The sequence below is a fragment of the Shewanella sp. 0m-6 genome (genome assembly GCF_052977325.1).
On the sequence record NZ_JBRIMD010000004.1, the window covers coordinates 81502 to 106454 of the forward strand.

Genomic DNA, 24953 nt, shown 5'->3' on the forward strand with positions numbered 1-24953 from the left:
GCTGCACATTTGCTCTTATTAGCATTAGTGGCAAGCTTGCGAGTATTCCTCTGTGGTGCGTGTTAACTTGATACGTATGTTAGCGAATGCAACATGTACACAGGCTGAACAAAAAACGAACTACCGGCTTTTACATGTTAAGTTGCTAATCTAGGTGCTAATTCAGGTGCGAGTTAAGGCCTGGAGGTTGTTTTGCAGAAGGGGAGGTGTGTCAGACGGCTAATGATAGTGGTCTTAGTGATCCTAGTGATCTTATTGAGAAGCAAGTCTTAGTGAACTTATTGAAGAACAAGGTTTAAAAGTCTTCGATAATAAGGATTACCTTTTATTCATTCGTCAGGATTACATACTATTCATTTGTCATCGTTTCACAATGAAAGCCTTGACGCATTGAATCAAAACGACAGTTTAAGCCGCACTCCCAGGCTACACCGCCCAGTTTATCAGATGCTTGCTGAGCGTATGCTTTACAGCTTGGATAGCTGTCAAAGTCATCTTTCTTGTCATATTTACCAGAGTTGTATCCATTTTTATAGATAAAAGCTGACCATGTTTCAGACTCTGATGTCTCGGATTGGTTGATACTAAAAATGGCTGCAGCTAGGCCGGCAAATAATATTATGACAAACAAAATTGGAGTGAACTTCTGCATGGACTCGTTTCCAATAACTGGTTGGTAGTAATTGCACTGTAATAGCTTAATACTTAGTCTTTGTAGCTTATGAGCTGTGCCAAACAAAGCAAATCATAAGCTGATAAATGATGCTTTAATAGGGGAACACTGCAATTAACGCAACAAAGTGGCTTATCGCATTGTCTACTAATATTATCGTGGTAACGGTAAAGTGCAGAATTAAGCTTAGGTACAGGTGCTACATTGTATAGTTTACTTATTAATCATCCAGTCACGCTCGACTGTGGAGGCACATATGAAGGTTAAACATATACTGATCGCGGGGATACTTGCATCTAGCTCTGCTTGGGCCGCAGATGAAGCGATTGAAAACCCTATAACTGAAGATGGTGTTGTCAAAATTGAGTGGCAAGATCCCAACAGCTTTAGAGACATAAGATCGAGCGGAGAAATTCAATCTCGTTTTGAAAAACGCACCTTCGAACAACTGACTAAAAGCTTAAACAAGGAAGCGGTGAAGGTTCTCAAGCCTGAACAGAAACTAGAGATGGTTGTTACCGATCTCGATTTAGCTGGTGACGTTAGGCCCACATTTGGCGCGACTACTCACGACCTTCGGGTGGTAAAAAATATCTATCCACCACGTATTACCTTCAGCTACAAAATTCTACAAGATGATAAAGTGATTATGGCGGGTGACGAGAAGCTAACAGATATGAACTTTATGTATTCGGTTAATGCTAGGAATGACAAGCCCTATCGCTACGAAAACACAATGTTAGCCTCCTGGCTTAAAAAAACGGTAAAGCCTAACCTTTAACGCGTTTTATTATTAAAATATTAAATTTCAATTGGTTAAGCAGTTTTGCGGCTAAGTGTGAACTGCCAGTATTACGAACTCATTGCCGCTTCTTGTGTAAATAGGCTAAGTGAGCTTTCAGCTTGCTTCGCCTGTTTTTTTGCTTGAGCGCTGTAAAGAGACAGTTGATGCTCATTGCAGCCAAAGGTGATTGAGGGGGGAAGTATACCCGCCGTGAGTGAGATCAGCCCATGATAGCACTGAACACCATTTCTATCTTCAGCCAGCATCTGCTTATCTTGCCAATGTCGCTTTGAATAAAAAGAAGATTTTACGGTATCGAACTCGTCAATAATTTCTTTAGCCTGACGCTCTATATCAACACAAGTGCTGATTATCACAAAGTCATCGCCCCCTATGTGGCCGATAAAGTTACTGCTTGTTTGCTGGCATAAAAGTAACCGAGAAACCTCCATAATCACTTCATCACCACGACAAAAGCCATAGATATCGTTGTAAGGTTTAAAGTGAGACAGGTCAAAGTAGGCGAGATAAAAACGTTTTTTTTGTAGTCGTAGTCTTCGCAGTTCTTCTTGGATCGGAATATTGCCAGGTAACCCGGTTAGTGGGTTCGCATGCCTTGCGATTGCAATTTTTTGCTCAGTGATTTTAGCTAACAGCTCTTTGGTATGGCCGATACCTAAGAGCTTACCTTGCTTGAGAATAATAAATTGCTGGACCACTAAATCGGTCGACTCCATAGTCAGCCGTTGGCTGACTTGAGAAATGGGCATTTCGGCTTGAATACTAATGAGCTCGGTTGTGAGCACTTCATCTACAGCTCTATGTTCGTGCAATGCCCGTCCGTAAGGAGTGCTGAACAGCTCGATTACCTGACTTCTTTGTACCATGCCAATCACTTGTTCGCCGCGCATCACAACGATGGCTTGTAGGTTTGAGTACTGGTTAAATGTCTCACCAATTAGCTTGAGTTTGTTATCGAACTGGCAGGTTATAGCCTTGCTAGACAGGCTTTCTGCCGATTCAGCAAAACGCACTCTGGGGATTACGGGTTCGATAGAGGGGCTAAATGGAATATGGCAGTTGGGGGTTGGTTCTGGTCTGCCGAGTAAAAATCCCTGACAATAAACAATCCCTAGCTGCTTTAGCACTGCTAACTCTGATTGGGTTTCTATCCCCTCGGCTATCACCTTACAACTAAGATTTTGACAAAGGGAGATGATGGAGCGAACAAACTCCTGTTTTACTGATGAGGTGTCTATCGACTCAATAAAATGCCGATCAATTTTTACATAATCTGGAGCCAGTTCGGACCATAGCCTTAAACCTGAATAGCCTGCTCCTAGATCATCAATCGCAGTCAGAAACCCCTGGCTTCGATAGTGGTTTAAGCAGGACTTTAACAGATCGATATCATCGGCAGGATACTGCTCTGAAAGCTCTATCACCACCTGGGATGGGTGTAAGCCTAATTCCTGTACTAGGCTCAGAGTGAGGCCTTTGGCGTGGTTAGGCTCTAAAAGTGCTTTAGGAGAAATATTTAAAAATAGTTTGCCGGGAAGTTGAGTATGTTTAAATTGTTGAATGGAAATTCGTCGGCATAAACTTTCGAGTTCTGAGAGACGTCCTTCGTAGGCAGCGGTCTTAAATAATGGAACCGGTGAAAATAGTGGACTATGCTCAGGTCCTCGGCTTAAGGCTTCAAAGCCGTGAATTTGGTGAGTCGTTATATTGCATATGGGCTGAAAGACCGCTTTAATTTTTTCATTATCGATGATCTTTGATAGTTCATGTTGTAGATCAATTGCAGACATCTTTCCCAGCCAAATATGGATTATAAGAAAGAGTCTATGACATAGGTATTACATTGATATGACAGGTCGTTGGGGCGGAGTAGTAGAGGCTGTTTTTAAGCTAAATCAAGCACTAAAAAACACCCTCTCCTAATAACAAGCGGGCAGATAAACTATTTTGCGTTTGATTTAAACGCCAGCATGGTTTGCAGTAGTAAGCCAAGTTTTGGGATATAGCTTTCTAACGCCTTTGCAAGCGTCTCTGGCTCTTGAATAAACCCTTCCATATCGGCAGCAAGTTCTTGCACATATGGCGTGAAACGGTTGCTTGTGGTTGTAAATCCTTCTGATTCACTAAAGATGGCATCAAACTTTACGTGACCGGATTTTTTCAGTTCGTCCAGTCTAGCATCTGCATCAATGGCTTGGCGGTAGGCGGTTTGCAAACTGGCTTTTAGTTGCTCGATAACCTGTGTGTGTGGCATAACAGCCTCTCAATTTTAAATTTTGCTGAATTATAAGGGGCAAGCATGATAGCAACAAGTGTCGCTAGACGTTTATTCTCACTACTGGGGCTTAGTCTGTTATTTGTGTCAGTAACAATTCAAGCTGCACCGGATGATAAACCGCCGTTTTATCAAATATCTTATCAAGGTAAAACCGCTTATCTTCTAGGCTCTATCCATATTGGCCAGCAGAGCTTTTTCCCACTAGCAAAGCAAGTTGAGCAGGCGTTTCAAAAGTCGGCGGCGCTAGTTGTCGAGGCCGATGTGAGAGATGCGAATGTGCCAGCATTGTTGGCTAAATATGGCTCTGAGAAAATACCGATAGATGCACAGACCGAGAAGGTATTGACTCAGTATTGCCAAGATAAGCAGCAATTTTGTACCGCGATTGAAAACTATGCCCCCTGGTTACAGTCTATGCAGCTTAGTATTGGGCGTTATACCGCACTTGGCTATAGCGGTCTTTATGGCGTGGATTCGGTGTTAGTGAGTCAGGCTGGAAATCGACCCGTCTATGAGTTAGAAAGTACGGAGTTTCAATTTGAACTGCTATCCTCTTTTGACGCTGATACGCAGTGGAATATGGTCAGAGAGGCTATTGAAGCTCCCGATTCTGATATGCTCAAATTAATTTCAGCGTGGCGTAGCGGCGATGAAACAGAGCTTGCCGATCTCATGGAAGGTGAGATGCTGCGTGACGGTGAAACGCAAATGGTTGAGAAGATGCTCTGGGATCGCAATAAAACGATGGCTCAGGGAATTGTTGACTTGATGCAATCGCCCAATACATTACAGCCACTATTTGTCATCGTCGGTGCCGGACATTTAGTAGGACAAAAAAGTGTTCAATCTTACTTGCTCCCTTTGGGTGTTAAGGCTAAAAACTGTTGGCAACAAACCTGTAGCTAAGGTGTATCGAATCCGGTCGGTTAGGGCGATTATCGGGTTTGGGAGTTTTGATGTATAATAAGCCGCTTGTTTTGGCTCACTGTGTTACTGCAAAAGGTTCTATCGGTTTGAATAAAGAATACTGTATCGATTTAAAGGCGTTGCCTTCGCTATTCACCCTTTATCGCAAAATATTTTTTGGACGCAAGCCCGGTTGGGACCAGCAGCCATTGCCGATGGTCAAGGTGACGAGCCCGAATGTATCGATTTCGCCAGATAAAGTAGTCCAATATGCGAAAGTATGTGGCTTTGATTTTGACGGTAAAACGCTACCGCCGACCTATCTGTATGTGATGGCATTTCGATTACATGCGGTGATTTTTACCCATGAAGCGATCACCTTCCCACTGCTTGGCATGATCCATTTAAAAAACAGCATCACTGTGCACCGTAGTGCTCGCGTAGATGAAAAGTTCGAAATTCAATGCGCGTTAACCACGAGTTGTATGACTGACTCAGGCCTTGAGTTCGAGTTAGTTTCTAAAGCGTATGTAGGTAGTGAGCTAGTTTGGGAATCATTGTCGACTTATCTATACCGCATCGAAGGTAAGGCGAAGCGAATTCGTCCACCTAAAGCCAATGATATGACTTGGCAAGAGCCAATAAGCTGGAGCTTAGCCGAAGACTTAGGTCGTCGCTATGCTAAAGCCTCTGGTGACTATAATTTGATCCACTTACATCCCGTGATGTCTAAACGCTTTGGTTTTGATCGTGTATTGGCTCATGGCATGTGGTCAAAAGGGCGCTGTATTGCACAGTTAATGCCTAATATTGGCGATCGCGCCTGCCAGATTGATGTGGCATTTAAGCTACCGTTATTTATGCCAAGCAATGTGAGCTTTTCAGCTGAGGAGCAGGACGATAAAACGGTATTTGAATTGAGAGATCAAAAAGGCCGTCGTCCCCATTTAAGCGGTGAAATTACCTTTTTATAATCGTTTATTGTTGAATAATTAAAGGCGCTGAAAGCGCCTTTTTTGTTGCTAAAATCTAATGTAAACACGGTATTTTTGGCATTATAAAAAAGCCTTATATTGTAAAGTTGAACGTTAAATCGACAAAAAAATGACCAGTTTGTTGACGTAGATTACAAAAAGCTAAAATAACATCGGATTGTTATTTTCTAGCTATCAGAGATCACCTATATTGCAGCGGTAATTACCCTACATAATAATAGATTGTGGAGCCATAAGCATGCAGTCAGATATTGAAATTTCAAGCCAACATACCTGTTTACCCATCACCAAGATCGCAAACGATCTCGGACTGAACCCAGATGAGTTTTCCCCTTGTGGCGTTAACAAAGCTAAAGTTTCCTTGTCCGTAGCTAAAAGGTTAGCTGATAAACCCAATGCCAAGTTAGTGATTGTAACAGCCGTTACGCCTACACCTTTTGGGGAAGGTAAAACCGTGACCACAATTGGCCTCACTCAAGCGATGAATCTCAATGGTGTTAAAGCTTGTGCCTGTATTCGTCAGCCGAGCATGGGACCGGTTTTTGGTACTAAAGGTGGCGCTGCAGGTGGCGGTTTTGCACAAGTCGTACCTATGGAAGAATTGAACCTGCACTTGACCGGTGATATCCATGCCGTGAGTAGCGCCCATAACTTAGCTGCGGCAGCAATCGATGCGCGTTTATTCCATGAAACTCGTTTAGGCGCCGCTGACTTTACTAAAGAGTCAGGCTTACCGGCGCTCAATATCGATGCGGATAATATCCTCTGGCGCCGAGTGGTGGATCACAATGAGCGTAGCCTACGACAGATAAAAGTAGGCTATGGCGCGATGAATGGCCCAGTGCATGAGTCTGGATTTGATATTACAGCGGCATCAGAGCTGATGGCTATCTTGGCGTTAAGCCAAGATCTAAAAGATCTTCGACAGCGTATTGGCCGTTTAGTATTAGCACTTAACACTCAAGGTGAGCCGATTACCGCAGAGAACTTAGGTGTTGCTGGTGCAATGACGGTGATTATGATTGATGCGATTGAGCCGACTTTGATGCAAACCTTATCTGGCGATCCTTGCTTTATTCATGCGGGTCCTTTTGCCAATATCGCCCATGGTAACTCTTCGATTATTGCCGATACGATTGCGGCCAAGTTGGCTGATGTTGTCGTCACCGAAGCGGGCTTTGGCTCCGATATGGGCTTTGAAAAGTTCAGTAATATTAAAGTCAGAGAGTCTGGTTATGCACCAAGTGCGTCGGTTGTTGTCGTGACGCTTAAAGCACTTAAGGCTAACAGCGGTATCGAGTCAGATATCGATATCAACCAGCCAGATATGGAGCGACTACAAGCCGGTTTTGCTAATCTAGAATGGCATATCAATAACGTTAGCCAGTATGGCGTGCCAGTTGTGGTGGCGATTAATCGCTTTCCAACGGATACCGACGAGGAACTTGAATGGCTGAGCCAGCGTATTAAGCAAACTAAGGCTTTTGGTAGCGAGATCAGTGAAGCCTTTGGCAAAGGCGCAGAAGGCGCAAGCAAACTCGCTGATATGGTGTACCGCGCCACACAAACACCGTCAGACTTTAAGCTACTTTATCAAAGTGATACAAGTTTAGAGGCTAAGTTGATGACCTTAGCTGAGGTCGGATACGGCGCATCGAGTGTGACGTTATCGGATAAAGCGAGATCGCAGCTAAACTGGCTAACTAAGCATGACTATGCTGGTTTACCTATCTGCGTGGCTAAAACACCGATGTCGATAAGTCATGACCCTAATATTAAAGGGATCCCAACAGGGTTTGAATTGCCAATCACCGAGCTAAGGCTGAATGCCGGAGCGGGTTTTGTTACGGCATTAGTCGGACAAGTGATGACCATGCCGGGTCTTGGGGTTAAGCCGGGTTACCTTAATGTCGATATTAATGATGCTGGTGAGATCATTGGTCTGGCTTAAGGGCGATTATAAAATGAAAAAAGCCCCGACAACTTAGGTTGTCGGGGCTTTTTTCATTTTATCTTTGTAGCTTATTTTTCTACAGCTGTTTGATAAATATGTACATCGCGCTGCGGGAACGGAATGCTAATACCTTCAGCGTCAAAGCGCATTTTAACGGTACGAGTAATATCCCAGTAAACATCCCAGTAATCTTCTGGCTTAGTCCAAGGACGAACAATAAAGTCGACTGAAGACTCGCCAAGCGTGTGCAGTTTAATCGTAGGCTCTGGATCTTTTAATACTAAAGGATGCGCCATTACGATATCGCGTAACACTTTTTCAGCATGCTCAATATCATCGCCATAACCAATACCAAAAGTCAGATCAACACGGCGTTGATGCTCAACGGTGATGTTGTTGATGGTGTCACCCCAGATCTTATTGTTTGGAACGATAAGTCTTTGGTTATCTAAGGTCTTAATCGTAGTCGATACCAAGCTCATGTGGCTTACACGGCCAGTAACACCACCGGCATTGATCAGATCACCCACATCGAATGGGCGGTAAATCAAAATCATCATCCCAGAAGCGAAGTTTGATAGGGTATCTTGCAGAGCAAAACCGATAATCACACCAGCGATACCGAAACCAGCAAGCAGTGGCGCAAGCTCGAACCCAAGTTGCGATAAGGCAATCAGTAAACCAAGCGCAAATACCACTTTACCGGAAAGAGAGATAAAGAAGTCTTGCAGTAGCATGCTGAATTTAAGCTTTGAGTTGCTGACGGCTTTTTCTACTACACGCTTAACTATTTTGCCGACTAGGCTCGACAGGATAAGGATTAAGCAGAAAATGATCAGTTTAAACATGATCCCCGCACCATTTTCCATGGCTTGAGTTTTTGCAATCGTCATCCATTCAGTTAACAAGTTACTCGCAACATCAAAGTTCAACACGTCTTGAGTGATGTCACCCGATACGCTAAACAGAGTTTGCTTGTAAAGTGCAGTATCTTGGCCTAGATGATCCAATAGGCCAATCGTGGTTGAAAGGCTAGTAGAGCTTTGATCTAGGCGTTCTTTTAACTCAACGACCAAAGACTTTTGCTCTGCGCTAACATCAGCTCCAGCAATTTGCACATCTGCAACGGCTTGGTTTAGGCGTTCTTGGTTGTAGTAAACAAAACTGTTTAAGTCATCGGCACGAGTGATTAACGTCGAGATAAACACTTTCGTTTTTTCATCAACATTAATGCCTACGGCTTTTGCCCAAGTCAGCAGTTCACTTTCTGAACTAAATAACTTGTCTTGCTCGCGCTGGATCTGCATTAGATCGAGCATGACCTCTCGATCACCCTTGCTACCCACTTCACTCATGAGCGTCGCTTTTTGTTTGGCAAAATAAGCTTCAACTGCATCAGTAAAAGCAAGTTGCTTAACAATATAAGGCTTTAGATACGGAAGATCAGGCTCCGTCTTATCCATCTGTTCTTGTAACGTTTCTTGCAACAAGCTGGCATTGCGTCCAATACGATATTCAAGAAATGTCTTAATTTCGCCCTTAGCATGAGGCAGTGCATTTACATCGCTGTCGATTAAGCTTTGGAGTTTATTTAGATTGTTAGTTAATTCAGTATTTTGCGCATTTACTACAAATGAGCAAAAACACAAAACAAGCATCAAAATTTTGGGGAGCATTTTATGCATTTGGTATGTCCGTTAGTTCCCAGGATCTGGTAATAATATTACGCCTTTGGAAAACTGTCGATTTGTTATTGTGATAGTGATAAGCATGATAGCGAATACACGGCTAAATCTGCTAAACTTCTGCACCTTAATATTAGGCGAAAACTGCGCCAATATGCAGCTAAAGAGAGATAAGCTTAGTGATATGCGCCCATTGTTCAAAATCATTTGCGATAGATAAAATTGAAAACCAAAGAGGCAAAGGGTTGAGCACCGAGATCCAATGTCCGTTTTGTCAGGCTTGGTTAGGTAAAAGTGTTGTTTTATCTTGGGTCAAAATCGTTAGCTTTTATGCTGGGGTTGGGCTATTTGTGTGGAGCTATTTTGATAGCGATATTCGCTCGTTTGGTATTCCGCTCGCTATTTTTTCCATCATGGTGATGTTAGTGACTCATCTAATGGATAATCTGAAAGTCATTGAAGCGCCCGAAGTTGAGCTGGTGGATAATAGCGAGCATCTTAAAAAGTATCGCTAATCCCGCCGCACGAGTTGTGCAAAAGACGTTTTTGATGAGTGACTGCAAAAGGTTTATCGCAGAGATAAACCTGGGCGAGCGCTTGTTAAGACTGTTTACGATAAACGTTTCAACGATATCCTAGATTCTCGACAGAACCGATACACTCCGATGGTATTTGGCCACCAGAGTGTTACTGAGCCGTGACTAAATAAATTGCTTAGTCGATAACTTAGTTAGTCAACAACCTGAACTTGCGCTTCTAACGCAGCTTCTACGTAGTAAATCCCGCCAAGTATTGCGACAAAAAATAGCGTAGTCATGATGATCAATTTTAGGTTTGAGCGAAGAACTTCAAGCATGATAGTTGCGCCTTTTAATGGGTCAAATCTTGTTAAATATCACTATGGATACCATTTCACGCTAGCAATATTAGTTGTTAGAGCTTAAGTCAGTATTAATTAGCATTCAAGCCAATGTGATCTGCCTCACAAACACTTTTTAACGCTTTGCCTGCATCAATACTTGACTTCAACTGTCAGCGCAATAAACTTGGTCACGTTTTAACACATAAGGTTAACACTGTGATTCGAATGAGTAGCGTAAAGCAGAAACTGGTAATAGGGCTTGTTGCCGTATTCCTGTGTCTGTCGTTTGCGGCGTCCGCTCATAGTCTGAGTCATTTGGACGATGGCGCTAAAAACCATTGTACTCTGTGTTATCACCAACACCAGGTCAATAACCTGCTGCCCAGTTGTGAACTTAAGCTTGCTATTGAGCGTCAGGGAATTGAAAGCCAAGAGTACATCCTGCCACCTTCATACTCACGTCATGTGAGTTTCTTTAATAGCCGCGCCCCTCCAGCTTCAGCGTAATTCTTCATACCAAACAATAACTAAGAATTTTTTAAAGTATTCCCACAGGGAAGGCTTAGCTGTATTTCGGAGAAAAGATGACTATTTCAACTATGCGCCTAACTGGCGTAGCAGCAGCGTGCGCACTATTTTCAACTCAAGCTTTAGCAAGCGATCCCAGTTTAACTAACCCGGCGATCAGTGCAGTACTTGATGGCTATTATCAAAGCGCCGAGCGACCGATGTCAGAGCGTGTTGAAGGGTTTGGCTTAGGCCATACTGAGGTCGCAATGAGCGCCAACATTGACGATATGTTTTACGGTAAATTAACGGCTGTCGTCGAGATGCATGACGGTGAAACTGAGCTGGGTTTAGAGGAAGCCTTTATTCAAACTCTGGCGATGCCCGCTGGTTTTTCGGTGCGAGCGGGTCGTTTTCTGTCTGACATTGGTTACTTGAACAATCAACATGTACATACGGATGCGTTCTCAGATAGACCCGCGGTTTATCGTGCTTTCTTGGGCAGCCACTATTTTGATGATGGTGTGCGCTTGAACTATGTTGCACCAACAGATCTCTACTGGACCATGGGAGTCGAGAGCTTTAAGGGTGACAAAATGCGCGCTGCTGATGAGCATGGCGAGCGCGATTATAAAAACCTTGGGGTTTACACCGCCTTCACCAAATTAGGTGGCGATGTGGGTGATAACGGTTCTTGGCAAGCAGGATTAAGTTACCTACGTAATGAAAATGGCCGTATGACAGCGGATGAACATGAGCACGTTGAAGTGCAAGATGACCATGGCCATGATCACAGCCATAACGCCCAATACACCGGAGAGAACACTTACATTGCAGACTTTGTCTATAAGTGGGCTCCTAATGGTAACTATAAGTACCAACACCTAACGTTAAGTGGTGAGTATTTCCGTGTCACCGATTTTGCCCCACTTGAAGAGCATCATGGCGAGCATGAAGAACCGGGTCACGATGATTCAGGCAAAGATTATCAAGATGGATGGTACTTGAGCAGTGTTTTTCAATTCTCACCTCGTTGGTCTGCCGGGCTACGTTATGGCCAGATCGACACTCAAATGATGCATAGCGATCATTTTGACCCACAAAAATTGAAAGAAACTGAAGTGAGTCTAGCTTGGCATCATAGTCACTTCTCTACTGTGCGCTTGCAGTACACCAACCAGCAGGGGACAAACTTTGATGGGATCGAAGATGACAACGTCATCACTTTACAATATGTCATGACTCTGGGGGCTCACGGTGCGCATCAATTCTAAGCCGTTTTTATCAAAAGGGGTTCAAGCCCTAACATTAGCACTGGCATTAGGTGTGAGTAACAATGCCGTTGCTGCGTTAAACATTTTTGCTTGTGAGCCTGAATATGCCGCATTAGCGAAAGAGCTGGCGCCCGGTGCAAAGATCTACTCTGCCACGACGGCGATGCAAGATCCGCATCAAGTGCAGGCGCGTCCAAGTTTGATCGCTAAAATGCGTCAAGCCGATCTGGCAGTCTGTGCCGGTGCGGATCTTGAGGTTGGCTGGTTGCCAATGTTGCAGATGAAGTCTGCCAACGCGAAAGTGCGATCGACCGATCAGGGGTTGTTCTTCGCATCTGAGCAGATCGATACGCTAGATCAGCTCGAATCGGTGGATCGCTCTATGGGTGATGTGCACGCAAAGGGCAACCCGCATCTACATTTCGATCCTAATCGTTTACTGGGCGTTGCCAGTGGCCTAACCCATAAGCTTATCCAGCTCGATCCCGATGGCAAAGCTGATTATGAAGCGGCCTTGGCCAGTTTTACTAAGCGTTGGCAAGCGGCTATCCCTAAGTGGGAGGCGAAAGCCAAATCGCTTCAGGACAGTAAAGTGATCGCTTACCACTCTAGTTTCAAATACCTGTTTAACTGGTTAGGGCTAGAACAGGTGGCGGATCTTGAGCCAAAGCCTGGGATCCCGCCTAGTAGCTCGCATTTAGCCAGCTTACTTAATCGTGCTAAGCAAGGTGATATTTTAGCGATCATTATCGCGTCATATCAGAGCGAGCGTGGGGCAGAGTGGTTATCGGAGCGATCGGATCTACCTGTGCTGATATTACCTATGTCAGTTGGGGGCAATGATCAGAGTGTCGATCTGTTTAGCCTTTACGATAGTGCCATCGATCTCTTGTTGAGTGCTAAGCGTTAACGCCTATAGCTTGATATTGATTATTGTTACTGAGTGAATAAGGCGGATCGTGCTTGAGCGATCCGCCTTAGGTTTATCTATTATGATAAGAGTCTAACTATGTTTGATCTCGATCTACTTTCAATTTTATTCCCCGCTTTTGTGGCGGGCGTCTTGGTACTGTCGACTCACGTTGTCTTGGGGCAACAAGTATTAAAGCGCGGCATTATCTTTATCGATCTGGCTATCGCGCAAGTCGCAGCGTTAGGCGCCATTGTTGGCCACCTTAATCATGATATCGAGGCGCTGCCTTTTTCACATGTGTGGATGCCAGCGCTGTTTGCTATAGCAGGTGCAGGATTTATCGCGTGGCTTTCTAAGCGAATGGCCGATGAGCTAGAAGCTATTATCGGTTGTTTCTATGTGCTGGCGGCAGTGGCTGCCATGTTACTGTTATCAAATGATCCCCACGGCGCCGAGATGCTAAAAGAGCTGATGTCTGGGCAGATCCTGTGGGTGAGTTGGAGTCAGTTAATTTTGCCTGCCAGTGTGTATTTGGCAATCTTACTGGTATTGTTTTATAAGCCAGACTTGCTGAGTGGCCGCGCTTTTTATCTTATTTTTGCCATCGTGATTACCCTTTCTGTAGAGCTTGTTGGGGTGTATTTGGTATTTAGTAGTTTGATATTGCCAGCGCTGGCCGTTAACCACTTCTATGGCCGATTTAAACTATTTTGGGCTTATATGGTAGGGCTTCTAGGATACATATCGGGGCTCGTCTTGTCGGCTAGCTTAGACTTACCTAGTGGTGCTGCGATCGTATCGACCTTAGCCTTGAGTGCTATCGTCTTTAGGTTGGTACTTAAGCTTAAAGGAAAATCAAAGCAGTCTGTGAGCGGCGAGACTCGATACGAGCACTCTTAGTCGATGACGGGTAGCCGATAACAGATAGCAGAAGCGCTGTCGCAATATGGCCAATAACAGTGACTTGATCAGAGCTTGTTAAGCATAAGCGTGGCAGGTCAGACCTTAAGGGGTGGGGAACTAAGCTAAAATTTTCCAAAATATTTGAGCATGGTTAAAGTTCGCTTAAGCCGTTTACGCTAAAGTAGCATCCCTTGAATTTGCTATCATGCATATTCAGGCTACACGTGTAAACTAATGTTCATTAACATAAGTTGTATTTATATTGAGTCGCACTTAGTTGGTGGCTATACTGGCGCCAATTAAATCGCGGGAGATTATAGTGCTGTTAATCCTTAGATGTTTGATCTTGTCTGTCATGCTGTTATTAGCCTTTGTTATCGGTGGCTTAGCTTGTATTTTACGTCCTCGGCATCGAGATAACGTACATATGTTCGCCAAAGTCTTTTCTTGGGCGGCACCAGTACTTGGTATCAAAGTCATTGTGCGTAACTCACAACAGCAAGGCGATAAGCCGTGCATTTTCCTGGCAAACCACCAGAATAACTTCGATATGTTCACTCATACGGCCGTCGTACCCAAAGGCACGGTGAGTTTAGGTAAAAAGAGTCTTGCCTGGATGCCGTTATTTGGACAAATTTACTGGTTGTCTGGCAATATTCTTATTGATCGGAAAAACCGTAACAAAGCATTTGATACCATGGCAGCAACGGCCCGCAAGATAAAAGACAAATGCTTGTCTGTGTGGATCTTCCCTGAAGGCACACGTTCTCGTGGTAAAGGTTTACTGCCATTTAAAGCTGGTGCTTTTTATACGGCAATAGCTGCGGGTGTACCTATGGTACCTGTATTAGCCTCAAACCAGTGTCATATTAAGTTGAACCGTTGGAACAATGGTGTGGTGATCATCGAAATGATGGATCCAATTGAAACCGCAGGTTTTGATAAAACACAGGTGAAAGAACTTTCTAAGCGCATTCACACTATGATGTCTGAAAAGCTATCTCAGTTGAACCAAGAAGCTTCTGCATTAATGACGAAAGCGGTATAATCGGTCGCGAAATTTTTGAGGAGTTATCGATGTCTATTGAACGCCAGTTAAAAGAACAGAAACAAGAAAATAGTGAGATCGTTGAAGCGATCCTTGCAGATGGTTCATTGGCCGATGCCGACTACACCATTGAGCATCACTTCTCATCAACTAACTTTGATCGTTTAGAAAAAGCGGCTGTTGACGCATTTAAGCTAGGTTATGAAGTTAACGATGCTGAAGAGATGGAGTTAGAAGATGGCTCAGTGATCTATTGTTTCGATGCTGTCGCTAGCCATGAGCTAAAGACCGACCTGTTAGATGAAGCCTGCGAAAAAATGATTAACATCGCGGCTAAACAGAAGATTGATTACGACGGTTGGGGCACGTATTTCATCGACGAAAATGGCGAAGAAGTCCGAGATGACGATGAATATGACGACGAAGACGAAGAGCCTGTGCACTAATTGGTGCGCTTAGCGTTAAAAATAATGCCCATCTAGTGATGGGCATTTTTGTGTCTGTTTTATAGTGATGGGTATAGGCTACTCATGAGTGATACAGCAGTTACGTCCTGCTTCTTTCGCTTGATAAAGTGCTTGGTCGGCTTGAGATAACCAAGTCTCACAGTCGTTTACCTCTGGCTTAATTTCACAGATACCGATGCTGATAGTGACCTTGATAAGCTGTTCTTCGTAGGCAATTTGCAACTGCTCAACTTTCTTGCGCAGACGCTCGGCAAAAAAGCGGGCATTGACCGCAGGAGTATTGGCCAGCACCACTGCAAACTCTTCACCACCATAGCGTCCTGCGCAGTCGGTTTCTCGCAGTGATTTTCGAATGGTATGAGAGACATTTTGGATGACTCGATCGCCGGCTTGGTGGCCATAGGTATCGTTAATTACTTTAAAGTGGTCGATATCTATCATCACTAGGCTGGTTTCACTGCCATATCGAGTATGGCGATCGAACTCTTTCTGTAAGCATAACTCCCAATGACGACGGTTAAATAGCTGGCTAAGACCATCAATTTGGCTTAAGTATTCTAAGCGTTCATTAGCCGACTTTAGTTGTAATTTATTGATGGCGACGTCAGTGACATCGTAAACAATCATACTAATATGAGTCACTTCACCTGAGAGTGATGATAACGGCAGCAAGGTGACATTCTGGTACATGAAGTCAGCTCTGCCTGTAATAGGCCGATAATTTTTAAATTCGAATATAAAAGGGCGTTGTTCCCAGCTGATAAAAGCGCGGTTCTTTAATAGATAGACCGACTCCATTTTTTGCTTTAACCATTGTGCGGGTAGGTATTCAAACTGCTCAAATAGATTCTTATCTTTGATTGAATTGGGGGTTACACCGCTGTGGTTTTCCATGAAACCATTCCACAGTTGAATGTTGTAATCACGATCGAGTACCACTAAGCCTACCTCTATGGTCTGTACCATATCGATTAGCCAGTGGAGTTCGTTCATTGCACTGTTGTCTACAGCTTTCTGATCTGTTGCCATCCTAATATCCATTTCAATCGAGCAAGTAGCCGAGCTTATAGTTGAGCGTTGGCAGTGAGTCTTCGGTAAACAGTAACAGCAGATCACATTGAATATCATGATCTTCAATACGGTAGTTAATTTCCATCGCCAATGTACGGCTCCATTTATCCGCGTTTTCACTAATCAGGCTGTTAACGCTGCAGTGTCTGCCAAGAACGACGGGGTGACTTTGGCTAAACTTCATGTGTAACTGCTCTGATATGCCGTTGAGGAAGGCACCAATCAACACATTACCCGTGTCTATCATGACTTCGAGTTCGGTGTGTTCATCTTCTGGGTGTTCAAGCTTCATCAGCTTAGCCATATCTTTAAATGAAGAGTCATGGAAAAGTAATAGGGCTTCTCCTGCGACACCTGCACCAATAAAGCCTTGGCATAACGCCGATACCGTGCTGTATTCTTCAGTGGCCTTAAGTGTCATGGTCAGTTCACTGACCTCAAGTACGTTCACATTAGGAATAGGCAACTTTACAAATACGTTGAGTAACTTAGATAAGAGATCGGCCGCGCGCCCCATGGCAACGTTGGCGACTTCTTGGCAGGCATCGCGCAGATCGACCTGGATCATCGGCGCTTGATTTTCACCACCGCTTTGGGCCAACTCTAAAATACCGTACTCTTGCAAAATATGGCTAATTGAGCCGGCACTCACAGGCTTTTGAATAAAATCGAGTGCGCCTAAGCTTTTAACGCGTTCGTGAGCCTTAATTTGAATATCACCAGAAACCACAATAACTAATGCTGGAAGATCTTCTTTTTGAATGGCTTCTAAGACTTGATAACCATCCATTACGGGCATGTTGAGATCCAGAAACACGACTTCGCCTTTGCCTTCGCGAATGGCCTCTATTCCTTCTAAGCCATTGGTGGCATAGGTTATTTCAATATCCCAGTCTTTTGGGAGTGTGCGAGCCATCTGTTTTCTGGCTAGCGCAGAGTCATCACAAATGAGTATGGGGAGCGGCATTATTATTATTTTTCCTATTATCCATCAACAGCTTTTTTGTGATTTTAATTAGTCTATTGCCCCGTTCATGAAGCCTCTGTCATTTTTTGGGATCAATAACTCGCCACTGTAATACAATAAATTGCATTTCAGCGGTGCATCCTTGGCTTATGCCTTCGAAGAGAAATGGTTCTCGGTAGCTTCCATAACATTGTCCCTTATGAGAAGGGCATGCGCTACGGCCAGATTATTAATTATCAACTAATTAATAGAAAGGCTTATTTTATGACAATAAAATGACGTTTGTCATAATTCAAACACATGTTATAGCTATTAACGAAATAATCCAAATGTGTTAACTTGCCAATCTGGACAGACCACTTGCCAAGAAAGGCCCCAAGATGACTTATGATTTATTACGTTTGACCCAAAAAAATGGCATAGCTTATGTGAGCCTTAATCGACCAGAAAAATATAATGCACTGAGTTATAAGCTTTTTACTGAGATAGAACACTGTATAAAAACCTTGTCGAAAGACCGTTCGCTTACCGCTGTGGTGCTGTTCGGTGAAGGCGGTAATTTTAGCTCAGGTTTAGATGTAAAAAGTGTGATGAACTCGCCGTTAGACGCCGTTAAGTTATTATTTAAGTGGTTGCCAGGTAATGCAAATTTGGCGCAGAGGGTTTCTATTGGTTGGCGCAGATTACCGGTACCCGTTATCGCGGTCCTTGAGGGCGTGTGTTACGGTGGCGGCATGCAAATCGTTCTCGGGGCGGATTTTAGAATTGCGGCTCCCGATTGCAAAATGTCAATTATGGAAGCCAAGTGGGGTTTAGTACCCGATATGGCTGGACTTGCAGGTTTACGAGAGTTGATGCCAAAAGATCAAGCACTTATGTTGACGATGACGGCGGATGTGTTAACTGCAGAGCAGGCGTTAGCAAGCAATTTGGTCACCGCAGTCGCTGATGACCCGATGGCCACAGCGACTGCGCTAGCGACTAAATTATCGCAAACCTCGCCCGATGCTAATGCCGCTATCAAGCGAAGTATTAACAAGAATTGGTCGGCTTCTGTTCGTCAATTACTCAGGCGTGAGTCTTGGTATCAGCTACGATTACTGCTGGGGAAAAATCGAATCATTGCCGCATTAAGACAAACTAAAAGCCCTGAAAAAGCCTATCGAAACCGAGATTCAGGTTGGTAATTTTGGGTAAAACGATGAAGTGTGATCAGATTCACGAATTGCTATGAATTTTATGTAGTAGGCAGTGGCTTCTTTTACACTCCTCGCTAATTCACCGCTTTGTTTGCTCGCTTAGGTTTGGCAGCGATTTAGCGAAACCATATTCCATTCAACCAATTGGAACTCTTTACTCATGCGCGAACTTTTTGAACGTTTTTTATGGAGCAGTCGTCTTTCTGTGATGTTTGGTGTGCTTTCCTGCATCATTGCTGCTTTCGTTGTTTTTGCTATGGGGCTCAGAGATGTGGTGCATATGATTGAGCTTATTCTCGGTTATATATTCAGCGGCAGCCATGCGGTACGTAATGATCTGGTGATGGTTGTGGTTGAGATCTTAGACACCTTCCTATTAGGTGCTGTACTGCTTATTTTTGCATTTGGTCTGTATGAACTGTTTATTAGCAACCTTAAGCATGCCAGCCAAAGTGAGGCGGGCGGTAAGCTCCTCATCATTAGTAGTATCGATTCGCTCAAGAGTAAGCTCGGCAAAGTGATCTTAATGATGCTGATCATCAAGGTGTTCTCTTTCTTTACCGATATGAAGCCTACGTCTATGTTAGATCTGCTGTATATGGGGATAACGGTGTTACTCATTGCCGGAGCGCTCAAGCTCAGTAAAGACTAATATCGAGCGCGTAAGTCCATCATTAAAACGATGGCTGAGCCTGCGGTATGACTAGCTGTTTGATTAGATAAAGCCTATCCATTTGGATAGGCTTTATTGATCCTACTGGCAAAACCTTCAATAAACTTAAGGCTATTATTCCAAGAGACTTGCAGTGATAGATCCAGTGATAATAACTGCTGGCTATATCGTGTTGGTGCGTTGGCTGGTGATAATACGCGTCGCTGCGTTTGGGTCGCGAGCGAAGCCGAGCCGCCATCGTTTGATTGTATATCGAGTACCGGTATCGATAGCGCAGCCAGCTTTTGTGGTAGTGCATTATTAACTGTGGCTATATCGCTGTATGGGTTTATCACTACCAGTATGTCAGGCATCGGCAGGTGTTTAGCCGCTAACAACTCAATGACCAAATTAGCACTGTCACCGATAGCAATAAGCATACGTTTACCAGCAAAGTCCTTGCCCAAACTATCGAGCTGCGCCATAGCGCTTAGCATAAAGTCTCGCTGCTGCTGTTGAGTTTGAGCCAGTTGTTCGGCGCTAAAGTCAGGTGTTTCTTGGTTAGCTGGTACTGAGCTTTGCTGCTCGCCCGCTTTAATCACTTCTTCGGCGTGAGTGACGAAATATGGCGTCTTACTCAGGCTCGGGGGAGTCAGTGCGAGTGTTGCCCACCCTGAGTGGTTTAACTCGTGTCTAAGATTGCTAACGAAACCAGGTGCATCGGCTCGCTCTGAAAAAGCAGGCACGATAATGGTTAACCCGAGTTGCAGCTTGCCTAACCAAGGACGCAAAAGAGCAGGGACATCTTTACCTTCCACCTGCAGTTGTTTGAGCTCGCTTGGAGGAAGATAGCTGTAATCCACCCGCTCATGTGTGGGCACTGTATCGGCTATACATGAGTTGGCTAGCAGGCAAGTGCTGCAGACTAGGAGCAATAGGGGAGTGGACTTAGAAAAACATCGAGAAAACTTCATCTTGGACTGCAGCCTTTTTACGCTAAAACATCGAAGCGAATAAAATCTTGCGCAGTATATACATAATTGGTCAACATTCGGCAAAAAAAAGCCTCGAATTATCGAGGCTTTATGATACCCATTACTGTGACTTGTTATGCGTGGCTAACTAATACCAGTCTAACCGCATCAAGTTGTAGCTTGCTGCTGTCTAGGTAACGGTTTAATTCGCTCATCTGATCGCTAAGGTGAGTTAGCTCTTCATCACGAATGTTTGGGTTAACTGATTTTAGCGCTTTTAAGCGTTCAAGCTCACCAGACAACTGACTGGTCATCTTCTCGCGAGCACAATCTGTTAGCGTTTGTAGCTCGGCATTGGCAAACGTTTCAGCCTTAGCAAATAGCGGGTGTAAAATCGCCTGTGATGCATTGACTAGCTTGCTGGCAATATGGCGGTTCACCGCGCTTAACTGTTTGTTAAAGCTTTCGTAAGTCACATTGTCAGACAAGTTATTGCCATTCTTATCCAGTAACACACGTACAGGTGTTGGCGGTAGGTAGCGGTATAGCTGGCTTGACTTAGGTGCAGACGCATCGGCTAAGTAGATAAGCTCAAGGAAGACGGTACCTGCTGGCAACGCCTTGTTCTTTAGTACTGCTACGCTAGTGGTTCCGGTTTCTGAAGACGTGATTAAGTCTAGACCCGTTTGTACCAGTGGATGCTCTTGAGTGATCAGCGCAATATCGTCACGAGACAGGGCCATCTCACGATCGAAGGTCACGGTAATACCATCTTCTGGCAGACCAGGATAAGTCGGGAACATCATGTGTTCGCTTGGGTGCAATACAATGGCGTTCTCGCCGCTGTCTTCTTGCTCGACACCAATAATATCCCAAAGGCGGATCACCGAGCCGATAAGCTGAGTGTCACCATCTTTGTCTGCCAAACTCTGTACTAACTTGTTAGCACGTTCGCCGCCGTGAGAGTTGATCTCAAGCAGTTTGTCGCGCCCTTGTTCCATCGCAAGCTTTAGCTCTTGATAGCGCGCTTTAGTGTTATCCAGTAACGTTTCTAGGCTTGTATCGTCATTATTTAGCAAGGTTTCTAGCAGCTCACCAGAGAACTCGTTAAATAGAATGTGACCACTTGGGCAAGTACACTCAAAAGCGTTTAAGCCCTGGTGATACCACTCGGTCAATCTTTCTTGCGCCGTGTTAGCTAAGTATGGCAAGTGGATCTCAACATCGTTCTTCTGACCGATACGATCGAGACGACCAATACGCTGCTCAAGTAGATCTGGGTTTAACGGTAGATCGAACAATACCAAGTTACTGGCGAACTGGAAGTTACGGCCTTCTGAACCAATCTCACTACAGATAAGCGCCTGTGCGCCACCGGTTTCCTGTGCGAAGTAAGCACCCGCTTTATCGCGCTCGATAATCGACATGCCTTCATGGAAGACCGTTGCCTGAATACCTTCGCGAGTACGTAATGCTTCTTCTAAGCTCAAAGCGGTTTCCGCTTGGCTAGCAATAATCAGTACTTTCTTGCTGCGGTTGGTCTTTAAGAAATCAATGAGCCAATCCACACGCGGGTCGAACTTCCACCAGCTAGCACTGCCGCTATCAAAGTCTTGGTAGATCTTCTCTGGGCTTAATACTTGGCGCACTTTAGCATTGGTGTCTAAATGCTTGTTCATCATCGCGCTAACGCGGTAAGCGGTAACATATTGCTCAGGCATCTTTTGTGGATGCACATGCAGATTACGTTGTGGGAAGCCTTTAACTGACGCGCGGCTATTACGGTAAAGCACGCGGCCTGTACCGTGACGGTCGAGCAGATCTTGTAATAGCTCATCACGCGCCTGGAAGCGAGCGTCGGCATTGGCTGCTTCATCTTGAATAAGGCTAATGGTAGCGCTGATATCTTTTTCACCAAGCAGCTGGGTTAAGCCGTTAATCGACTCATCCGACAGCGCTTCTCCGCTGGCGAGTGCATCGGCTGCGGTTGCGACATCTTTGTAGCTATCTTCTTCTTTTAAGAAGGCTTGATAGTCATAGAAACGATCTGGATCTAATAGACGCAAACGCGCAAAGTGACTCTGGTGACCTAGTTGATCAGGTGTCGCGGTTAGCAGTAGTACGCCAGGTACGACTTCACTTAAGGCTTCAACAATTTGGTAAGCGCGGCTTGGGGCGTCTTCAGACCATTCTAAGTGATGCGCTTCATCGACAACCATTAGATCCCAATCGGCATCTAGCGCTTGCTCTAAACGACGCTTTTTACGCAGCAGCTCCAGTGAGCAAATCACTAACTGTTCAGTGTAGAAAGGGTTGTCGTTATCGGCATAGGCTTCAACGCAGCGGTCTTCATCAAATACAGAGAAACGCAGGTTAAAGCGACGTAGCATTTCAACCAACCACTGGTGACGCAGTGTATCAGGCACAATAACTAAGATACGCTCAGCACGACCAGTCAGTAGTTGCTGATGAATAATTAAACCCGCTTCAATGGTTTTACCTAGACCCACTTCATCGGCTAGCAAAACGCGGGGTGCAAAACGCTGACCCACTTCGTGTGCAATCCATTGTTGATGTGGGATCAATCCAACGCGTGGCCCTTGTAGTCCAAGCAGATCAGATGTGGCGAGCTTATTTCTCAATAGCTGACACTGATAGCGCACATTAAACCGATCGAGACGATCGATTTGACCGGCGAATAGACGATCTTGTGGCTTATTGAAACGGATATTGTGATTTAGCAAGGTTTCGCGCAGGCTAACTTGCTCGCCAGTTTCGCTATGAGTGCCGTGGTAAATAATCAGTGAATCTTTTTCTTCAACCTCAGTGACCGTAATGCTCCACTCTTCATGGCTCTCTACAGTGTCGCCTGGGTTGTAAATAACACGTGTTAGCGGGGCTTCGGTTCGAGAAAATAATCTATTCTCGCCAGTTGCAGGGAAAAGAACGGTGACCATACGGCCTTCAACTCCAACAACAGTACCTAAACCTAATTCTGATTCAGTGTCACTGATCCAACGTTGACCTAAGGAAAACGGCATTTAAAACTCTCATATACTGGGTGAATCACAAGGGGCGCGTATGTTATACCAATCGCGAGCATATTGAAAATTGAACCCGCGAATAATCGCCCTAATCGGAAGTAATAGTGTACTAAATAATCAGTTGCACCGAAGTATTTTTTTGTGTCATCGCTCTGTCACATCAGCTCGATATCAATGGTGAGGGCTTAAAAAGCTTAGTTGGCGGCTAAAAACTCACACAGAGCATTGAAGCCGGAACTTATTGGTGGCAGTATGGAATTGTTGTTAACAAATTAGTAACCAACAAAAGGAGCTGCACCGATCTTGTAATTGACACTAATACACAATTGGAGGCGCCATGGAACAAGACGACAGAAAGTTGTTTGTACTGGATACCAACGTATTACTGCATGAACCTTTAGCTATCTATTCATTTAAGGAACATGACGTAGTCGTACCAATGACAGTTCTGGAAGAGCTGGACCTGATTAAGGATAGAAAACGAGACGTCAGCCGTGATGCTCGAGTTGCGATTAGAGCATTAGAAGATATTTTGGGTGGCAAAACCACGCCCGAGCAAATCGTCCAAGGGGTTCCCCTGCCAGGACGTGAAGACCATGCCGATGTCAGTGGCACCTTATCAATTTTCCCCGACCATCAAATCGAGTTTACCACTGGCAGTATGCCAGGTGACAATAACGATAACCGTATCATTAATACTGCGCTGCATCTGCAGGCGTTACATAAACCTCGTAAGGTGGTACTGGTTACCAAAGATATCAATATGCGCCTTAAAGCCAAAGGTGCGGGCATTGAGCAGGTAGAAGATTACCGTACCGATCAGCTTATCGATGATATTCGCTTTTTAACTAAAGGCTTTCATCGCTTCGAAGGGGATTTTTGGCAGCAGACCGATGAGGTGAAAACCCAGAGTGATGGTCGCCATACTGTGCATAGTGTACCGATCGATAAGCTCGGCGATGATCTGTTTTACACCAATCAATATTTACTCGATGAAAGTAGTGAGTTTTGTGGACGCATTGTCGAGAAGACTCCTACTGATCTTAAATTTTTAGACTTAGGTCAAGAAAGGCTGATGAACCTCGAAGCTTGGGGAATTAAGCCTAAAAATATTTACCAAGGTATGGCGATGCAAGCATTGCTGGATCCAGATATCGATCTGGTGATCTTAACGGGCCCAGCAGGTTGTGGTAAAACCTTGCTCGCGATGGCTGCAGCGTTAGAGTTGGTGGTTGAACGTGGTAAATATGAAAAAATCATCGTGACCCGTAATACGCCTGAAATTGCCGAGTCTATTGGTTTCTTACCCGGCACCGAAGAGGAAAAAATGACCCCTTGGTTGGCAGCAATCACCGATACTTTAGAGGTGCTGCATAAGAATGATGTCAACCCGAGTGGCAGCATGAACTACATCATGGATAAAGCCAATATCCAGTTTAAGTCGATTAACTTTATGCGCGGCCGTTCGATTCAAAATTCGGTCGTTATCCTCGATGAGTGCCAAAATTTAACGGCTTCACAGATCAAAACCATGATCACTCGAATGGGTGAAGGCACTAAGCTGATTTGTAGTGGTAACCTTGCGCAAATAGATTCTAATTATTTAACTGCTGTGACCTCAGGTTTAACTTATATTGTCGAACGTTTTAAAGACTTCGATGGCAGTGCAAACATCTACCTCAATGGCGTTGTACGCTCACGTCTTGCTGAGTTTGCCGAAGAAAACCTGTAACCCGCTCTGTTTTGGTTGATAAATGGATTAGGCCTCACACTTGT

General features: G+C 44.5%; 23 protein-coding genes. 14 read left to right on the top strand and 9 right to left on the bottom strand.

Annotated elements, in window-relative coordinates:
• Window positions 1–349 precede the first annotated feature (349 nt).
• Window positions 350–652 carry a hypothetical protein gene (locus ACVBJC_RS04320; RefSeq protein ID WP_447159737.1) on the bottom strand — a complete coding sequence of 101 codons (303 nt, stop codon included), beginning with the start codon at window positions 650–652 and terminating at the stop codon, window positions 350–352.
• A gap of 277 nt (window positions 653–929) precedes the next feature.
• On the opposite strand from ACVBJC_RS04320, the gene ACVBJC_RS04325 reads away from it, so the two are divergent.
• Complete coding sequence (locus ACVBJC_RS04325; RefSeq protein ID WP_447159736.1) at window positions 930–1454, top strand: DUF3016 domain-containing protein; 525 nt, start codon at window positions 930–932, stop codon at window positions 1452–1454.
• A 71-nt stretch (window positions 1455–1525) separates the two neighbouring features.
• Here ACVBJC_RS04325 and ACVBJC_RS04330 read toward each other — a convergent pair whose 3' ends face one another.
• Both ACVBJC_RS04330 and ACVBJC_RS04335 read right to left on the bottom strand, forming a co-directional pair.
• The gene (locus tag ACVBJC_RS04330; RefSeq protein WP_447159735.1) at window positions 1526–3268 is read right to left on the bottom strand and encodes an EAL domain-containing protein; all 1743 of its coding nucleotides are present in this window, start codon (window positions 3266–3268) and stop codon (window positions 1526–1528) included.
• Between the two features lie 152 nt (window positions 3269–3420).
• Window positions 3421–3732 carry a prephenate dehydrogenase gene (locus ACVBJC_RS04335; protein WP_447159734.1) on the bottom strand — a complete coding sequence of 104 codons (312 nt, stop codon included), beginning with the start codon at window positions 3730–3732 and terminating at the stop codon, window positions 3421–3423.
• 45 nt (window positions 3733–3777) lie between these two features.
• On the opposite strand from ACVBJC_RS04335, the gene ACVBJC_RS04340 reads away from it, so the two are divergent.
• The 3 genes from ACVBJC_RS04340 (at window position 3778) to ACVBJC_RS04350 (ending at window position 7608) form a co-directional block, all read left to right on the top strand.
• Window positions 3778–4662, top strand: a complete 885-nt coding sequence (locus tag ACVBJC_RS04340) for a TraB/GumN family protein (protein WP_447159733.1) — start codon at window positions 3778–3780, stop codon at window positions 4660–4662.
• Between the two features lie 107 nt (window positions 4663–4769).
• Window positions 4770–5636 (top strand): MaoC family dehydratase, encoded by an 867-nt coding sequence (locus tag ACVBJC_RS04345; RefSeq protein ID WP_447159813.1) that lies wholly within the window; start codon window positions 4770–4772, stop codon window positions 5634–5636.
• 259 nt (window positions 5637–5895) lie between these two features.
• The gene (locus ACVBJC_RS04350; RefSeq protein ID WP_447159732.1) at window positions 5896–7608 is read left to right on the top strand and encodes a formate--tetrahydrofolate ligase; all 1713 of its coding nucleotides are present in this window, start codon (window positions 5896–5898) and stop codon (window positions 7606–7608) included.
• A gap of 71 nt (window positions 7609–7679) precedes the next feature.
• Here the strand turns inward: ACVBJC_RS04350 and ACVBJC_RS04355 are convergent, their stop codons facing one another.
• Entirely contained in the window at window positions 7680–9296 is a 1617-nt protein-coding gene (locus ACVBJC_RS04355; protein WP_447159731.1) for a mechanosensitive ion channel family protein, read from the bottom strand.
• A 245-nt stretch (window positions 9297–9541) separates the two neighbouring features.
• Here ACVBJC_RS04355 and ACVBJC_RS04360 point away from each other — a divergent pair, with 245 nt between their 5' ends.
• Window positions 9542–9811, top strand: a complete 270-nt coding sequence (locus ACVBJC_RS04360; RefSeq protein WP_447159730.1) for a hypothetical protein — start codon at window positions 9542–9544, stop codon at window positions 9809–9811.
• A gap of 215 nt (window positions 9812–10026) precedes the next feature.
• Here ACVBJC_RS04360 and ACVBJC_RS04365 read toward each other — a convergent pair whose 3' ends face one another.
• A complete protein-coding gene (locus ACVBJC_RS04365; protein WP_447159729.1) occupies window positions 10027–10152 on the bottom strand; it encodes a hypothetical protein in 126 nt (41 codons plus the stop codon).
• Window positions 10153–10383: 231 nt separating this feature from the next.
• Here ACVBJC_RS04365 and ACVBJC_RS04370 point away from each other — a divergent pair, with 231 nt between their 5' ends.
• The 6 genes from ACVBJC_RS04370 (at window position 10384) to rraB (ending at window position 15249) form a co-directional block, all read left to right on the top strand.
• Window positions 10384–10665: an ABC-type zinc uptake system zinc chaperone gene (locus tag ACVBJC_RS04370; RefSeq protein ID WP_447159812.1), complete on the top strand. Its 282-nt coding sequence runs from the start codon at window positions 10384–10386 to the stop codon at window positions 10663–10665.
• A gap of 77 nt (window positions 10666–10742) precedes the next feature.
• A complete protein-coding gene (locus tag ACVBJC_RS04375) occupies window positions 10743–11939 on the top strand; it encodes a hypothetical protein (RefSeq protein ID WP_447159728.1) in 1197 nt (398 codons plus the stop codon).
• The gene (locus ACVBJC_RS04380) at window positions 11923–12849 is read left to right on the top strand and encodes a metal ABC transporter solute-binding protein, Zn/Mn family (protein ID WP_447159727.1); all 927 of its coding nucleotides are present in this window, start codon (window positions 11923–11925) and stop codon (window positions 12847–12849) included. Before ACVBJC_RS04375 ends, ACVBJC_RS04380 begins: the two co-directional genes overlap by 17 nt.
• A gap of 99 nt (window positions 12850–12948) precedes the next feature.
• Window positions 12949–13752, top strand: coding sequence for a metal ABC transporter permease (locus ACVBJC_RS04385; RefSeq protein WP_447159726.1), 804 nt, complete (start codon window positions 12949–12951; stop codon window positions 13750–13752).
• Between the two features lie 322 nt (window positions 13753–14074).
• Window positions 14075–14803, top strand: coding sequence for a 1-acylglycerol-3-phosphate O-acyltransferase (locus ACVBJC_RS04390; RefSeq protein ID WP_447159725.1), 729 nt, complete (start codon window positions 14075–14077; stop codon window positions 14801–14803).
• Window positions 14804–14832: 29 nt separating this feature from the next.
• A complete protein-coding gene (gene rraB, locus ACVBJC_RS04395) occupies window positions 14833–15249 on the top strand; it encodes a ribonuclease E inhibitor RraB (RefSeq protein WP_447159724.1) in 417 nt (138 codons plus the stop codon).
• Between the two features lie 78 nt (window positions 15250–15327).
• Here rraB and ACVBJC_RS04400 read toward each other — a convergent pair whose 3' ends face one another.
• Together ACVBJC_RS04400 and ACVBJC_RS04405 are read right to left on the bottom strand one after the other, a co-directional pair.
• Entirely contained in the window at window positions 15328–16299 is a 972-nt protein-coding gene (locus ACVBJC_RS04400) for a GGDEF domain-containing protein (RefSeq protein ID WP_447159723.1), read from the bottom strand.
• Window positions 16300–16312: 13 nt separating this feature from the next.
• On the bottom strand, window positions 16313–17308 hold the full coding sequence (locus tag ACVBJC_RS04405; RefSeq protein ID WP_447159722.1) for a response regulator: 996 nt from the start codon (window positions 17306–17308) through the stop codon (window positions 16313–16315).
• A 380-nt stretch (window positions 17309–17688) separates the two neighbouring features.
• Here ACVBJC_RS04405 and ACVBJC_RS04410 point away from each other — a divergent pair, with 380 nt between their 5' ends.
• Window positions 17689–18495, top strand: coding sequence for a crotonase/enoyl-CoA hydratase family protein (locus ACVBJC_RS04410; RefSeq protein WP_447159721.1), 807 nt, complete (start codon window positions 17689–17691; stop codon window positions 18493–18495).
• 172 nt (window positions 18496–18667) lie between these two features.
• Window positions 18668–19159 carry a YqhA family protein gene (locus tag ACVBJC_RS04415; RefSeq protein WP_447159720.1) on the top strand — a complete coding sequence of 164 codons (492 nt, stop codon included), beginning with the start codon at window positions 18668–18670 and terminating at the stop codon, window positions 19157–19159.
• Window positions 19160–19233: 74 nt separating this feature from the next.
• Here ACVBJC_RS04415 and ACVBJC_RS04420 read toward each other — a convergent pair whose 3' ends face one another.
• Together ACVBJC_RS04420 and rapA are read right to left on the bottom strand one after the other, a co-directional pair.
• Window positions 19234–20040: a DUF3530 family protein gene (locus tag ACVBJC_RS04420; protein WP_447159719.1), complete on the bottom strand. Its 807-nt coding sequence runs from the start codon at window positions 20038–20040 to the stop codon at window positions 19234–19236.
• A gap of 227 nt (window positions 20041–20267) precedes the next feature.
• A complete protein-coding gene (gene rapA / locus ACVBJC_RS04425) occupies window positions 20268–23174 on the bottom strand; it encodes an RNA polymerase-associated protein RapA (protein ID WP_447159718.1) in 2907 nt (968 codons plus the stop codon).
• A 340-nt stretch (window positions 23175–23514) separates the two neighbouring features.
• Here rapA and ACVBJC_RS04430 point away from each other — a divergent pair, with 340 nt between their 5' ends.
• A complete protein-coding gene (locus ACVBJC_RS04430; protein ID WP_447159717.1) occupies window positions 23515–24909 on the top strand; it encodes a PhoH family protein in 1395 nt (464 codons plus the stop codon).
• Window positions 24910–24953: the final 44 nt, after the last annotated feature.